The sequence below is a fragment of the Kitasatospora sp. NPDC054768 genome, from assembly GCF_053612025.1.
In genome coordinates, this window is the sequence record NZ_JBSHBN010000111.1 from 1 (window position 1) to 4,001 (window position 4,001).

The 4,001-nt window shown below is 75.4% G+C and carries 4 protein-coding genes; 1 reads left to right on the plus strand and 3 read right to left on the minus strand.

Annotated features, from left to right (window positions below):
- Both ACWGKU_RS27795 and ACWGKU_RS27800 read right to left on the minus strand, forming a co-directional pair.
- Window positions 1-2,048, minus strand: a 2,048-nt coding sequence (locus ACWGKU_RS27795) for a heavy metal translocating P-type ATPase (protein WP_452191605.1), incomplete at its 3' end; no start/stop codon positions are given.
- A 66-nt stretch (window positions 2,049-2,114) separates the two neighbouring features.
- A complete protein-coding gene (locus tag ACWGKU_RS27800) occupies window positions 2,115-2,333 on the minus strand; it encodes a heavy-metal-associated domain-containing protein (RefSeq protein ID WP_380550273.1) in 219 nt (72 codons plus the stop codon).
- Between the two features lie 182 nt (window positions 2,334-2,515).
- Here ACWGKU_RS27800 and ACWGKU_RS27805 point away from each other — a divergent pair, with 182 nt between their 5' ends.
- Complete coding sequence (locus ACWGKU_RS27805) at window positions 2,516-3,688, plus strand: PP2C family protein-serine/threonine phosphatase (protein WP_452180204.1); 1,173 nt, start codon at window positions 2,516-2,518, stop codon at window positions 3,686-3,688.
- Window positions 3,689-3,698: 10 nt separating this feature from the next.
- Here ACWGKU_RS27805 and ACWGKU_RS27810 read toward each other — a convergent pair.
- The coding region (locus tag ACWGKU_RS27810; protein ID WP_452191607.1) for a DAK2 domain-containing protein at window positions 3,699-4,001 on the minus strand (303 nt) is incomplete at its 5' end.

Below are 4,001 nucleotides of genomic sequence, written 5' to 3' on the forward strand. Positions count from 1 at the left end.
AGGTCGCCGCGGACCAGGGTGAGGTCGCCGGCCTCGATGGCGGCGTCGGTGCCGGTGCCCATCGCCAGGCCCAGGTCGGCCTGGGCGAGCGCGGCCGCGTCGTTGACGCCGTCGCCGACCATCGCCACGACCCTGCCCTCGGCCTGCAGCCGCTTGACGGTGGAGACCTTGTCCTCGGGGAGCACCTCGGCGATCACGTGCTCCGGCGCGATGCCGACCTCGGCCGCCACGGCCTCGGCGACCAGCCGGTTGTCGCCGGTCAGCAGCATCGGGGTCAGGCCCAGTGCGCGCAGCTTGCCGATCGCCTCGGCGCTGGTCGGTTTGACCGCGTCGGCGACCTCCAGCACGGCCCGCGCCTCGCCGTCCCAGCCGACCGCGATCGCGGTGCGGCCGGCCGCCTCGGCGGCGGACTTGGCGCGGGCCAGGGAGGGCGGCAGGTGCTGTGCACGGTCGGCCAGCAGGGCCTCACGCCCGGCGACCACCGTGCGGCCCGCCACGACGCCCTCCACGCCCCGTCCGGGCACGTTGCGGAAGTCCGTGACGGCGGGCAGTTCGCCGGCCTCGGTGGCGGCCTCGGCGACCGCCCGGGCGATCGGGTGCTCGGAGGCGTGCTCGACGGCGCCGGCCAGTCGCAGCGCCTCGGCCCGGTCCACGCCCTCGGCGGTGTGCACGGCGACCAGGGCCATCCGGCCGGCGGTGACGGTGCCGGTCTTGTCGAGGACGACGGTGTCGACCTTGCGGGTGGTCTCCAGCACCTCGGGGCCCTTGATCAGGATGCCGAGCTGGGCGCCGCGGCCGGTGCCGACCATGAGCGCGGTCGGGGTGGCCAGACCCAGGGCGCACGGGCAGGCGATGATCAGCACGGCGACGGCGGCGGTGAAGGCCTCGGTGGGGCTGTCGGTGGCCAGCAGCCAGACCACCAGGGTGGTCAGGGCGATCAGGATGACGACCGGGACGAAGACGGCGGAGATCCGGTCGGCCAGCCGCTGGGCGGCGGCCTTGCCGTTCTGGGCCTCCTCGACCAGCCGGGCCATCCGGGACAGCCGGGTGTCGGCGCCGACCCGGGTGGCCTCGACCACCAGGCGCCCGCCCGCGTTGACGGTGGCGCCGGTGACGGCGTCACCGACGGTGACCTCGACCGGGACGGACTCGCCGGTGAGCATCGAGGCGTCCACGGCCGAGGCGCCCTCGACCACCACGCCGTCGGTGGCGATCTTCTCGCCGGGGCGGACCACGAAGCGGGTGCCGACCGTCAGCCGGTCCACCGGCAGCCGTACCTCCCGGCCCGCCCGCAGGACGGCGACGTCCTTGGCGCCGAGGTCGAGCAGGGCGTGCAGCGCGGCGCCGGCCCGGCGCTTGGAGCGGGCCTCCAGGTGGCGGCCGAGCAGGATCAGCACGGTGACGGCGGCGGCGGTCTCCAGGTAGAGCGTGGCGGAGGCATCGGTGTCGCCGACGGACAGCGAGAAGTCGTGGTGCATCCCGGGCATGCCGGCGTGGCCCAGGAACAGGGCCCAGCAGGACCAGCCGAAGGCGGCCAGGGTGCCGAGCGAGACCAGGGTGTCCATGGTGGCGGCGCCGTGCCGCAGGTTGGTCCAGGCGGCGCGGTGGAAGGGCAGGCCGCCGTAGACCACGACCGGGCCGGTGAGCGCGAAGGCCAGCCACTGCCAGTTGTCGAACTGGAGGGCCGGCACCATCGACAGCAGGACCACCGGGACGCCGAGGACGGTGCTGATCAGCAGCCGGTCCCGCAGGGTGTCGGGGCGTCCGGTCGGAGCGGTCCGCTCGGGCTCGGGGGTGGCGGGCGCCGGCGGCGGGGGGACCTCGGCGGTGTAGCCGGTGCGCTCGACGGTGGCGATCAGCTCCTCGACCGTGGTGCCGGGGCCGAAGTCGACCCGGGCCTTCTCGGTGGCGAAGTTGACGGTGGCCTCGACGCCGTCCATCCGGTTGAGCTTCTTCTCGATCCGGGCGGCGCAGGAGGCGCAGGTCATCCCGCCGATCGACAGCTCGACCCGGTCCCGGGCCCCGAGGTCCGGGGTGGACGTGCTCATGCGGATCAGCTCCTCGGTCGGGCGGCCGGCGGGGGCGCCGCGGCGGCCCCCACCGTGCCGGGTGGGTCAGGCGCTGCGGCCGACCAGCTCGTAGCCGGCCTCGTCGATCGCGGCGCGCACCTGCTCGTCGTCCAACGGGGCGGCGGAGGAGATCGTCACGGTACCGGCCGTGGAGTCGGCGGCGACCCCGGTGACCCCGGCCAGCGCGGAGACCTCCTCGCTGATCGCCTTCTCGCAGTGGCCGCAGCTCATGCCGGACACGGTGTAGGTGATGGTGGTGGACATCGGAGGCCTCCGGGAGGTCCGGGCGGCCCGGGTGTTCGTCCGGGACGCGGCGCTGGCAACGACTCTTGCGACAACACCATACCCCTCTAGGGTATTCCCGGAGGCGGTGGGGCGGAATGCTCCGCAGCGCGGGGAGCCGGGCCGGTCGGGCCTCGTCCGTGATCGTCCCTTATGTTCGATATGTGTTTCCGCTCCGCCGCGCCCAGTCTCCCTCGGCCCCCACGGCAGCCGGACTGCCGCCGGACCGGCAGCGCGGCGCCCTGCTCGCCGCCGACCTCCAGGACGTCCCGTTCTGGCGGCGCGCCACGCCGGCGCTGATCGCCGTCCTGCTGGTCGGGCTCGCGGACTTCCTCTCCGGCAAGGACCGCTACCTGGCCCCGCTGATGACCGTGGTGCCGACCGTCGCGGCGCTGACCCTGAAACCCGGCGAGCTGCTCCTGGTCTGCGCGCTCGGGCTGGTCACGGTGTTCGGGCTCAGCCACTACGACGAGGTCGACAACATCAACGACGCCCGCTTCCTGTACGGGGCGATGGTCAGCTACGTCGTCCTGACGCTGTTCTCGGCCTGGGTCGCCAAGATCCGGATGCGGCGCGCGGCGGCCTTCGCGGCCGTCAGCTCCGTCGCCGAGGCAGCCCAGCGGGCGCTGCTGCAGCTGCCCGGGCCGACCGTCGGACCGCTGCGGCTCGCGGTGCGGTACGTGTCGGCGGCGGACGCCTCACGGATCGGCGGCGACCTGTACTCGGTGCTGGAGACGCCGCACGGCACCCGGGTCGCGGTCGGGGACGTCCGGGGCAAGGGGCTGGCGGCGGTGCAGACCGCGGCCGTGGTGCTGGGCGCGTTCCGCGAGGCGGCGTACGACGAGACCGGGCTGCGGGGCGTCGCGGCGCGGATCGAGGCCAGCGTCGAACGGCACGTGCCGGACGGGGAGTTCACCACGGCACTGTTCGCGGAGTTCCGTACGCCGGGGGCGATGGAACTGCTGCAGTACGGCCACGTGCCGCCGATCCGGGTGGACCCCGAGGGGCGGGCGCAGGTGCTGCACGCGCCCGACCCCTGGGTGCCGCTGGGCCTCGGCCGGCTGGCGGCGGGGGAGCCGACCACGTGGGGGCAGCCGTTCGGCGAGGAGGACGTGCTGGTGCTCTGCACGGACGGGGTGATCGAGGCGCGGCACCGCACGAGCGGGGAGTTCTACCCGCTGGCGGAGCGGGTCGGGCCGCTGGTGGGGGGAGCCGCGCGCTCGGCGGGGGAGCTGGAGGCCGCGGTGGGCCGGGTGTACGCGGACCTGCTGGCGCACACCGGCGGGGAGCTGCGGGACGACGCGTTGCTCCTGCTGATCGCGCGGACGGACGGGTGAGGGACGGCGCTCAGGCGGCGGTGACGTCGGCGGTGACGTCGGCGAGGGTGCGGAAGACGAGGGCCGTGGAGGTGGCGCCCGGGTCCTGGTGGCCGATGCTGCGTTCGCCCAGGTAGGAGGCGCGGCCCTTGCGGGCCCGGAGGGGGACGGTGTCGCGGGCGCCCTGCTCGGCGGGGGGGGGGGGGGCGGGCGCCCCCGGGGGCGGGGGGGCGGGGGGGGTGGGGGACGTGGGGCTATCGCCCGGAGCGTTCCGGGCGGAGCCGAGGCCCCGACGGCCCTGGCCTACGCGGCCGGGAAGTCGAAGGTGTAGCCC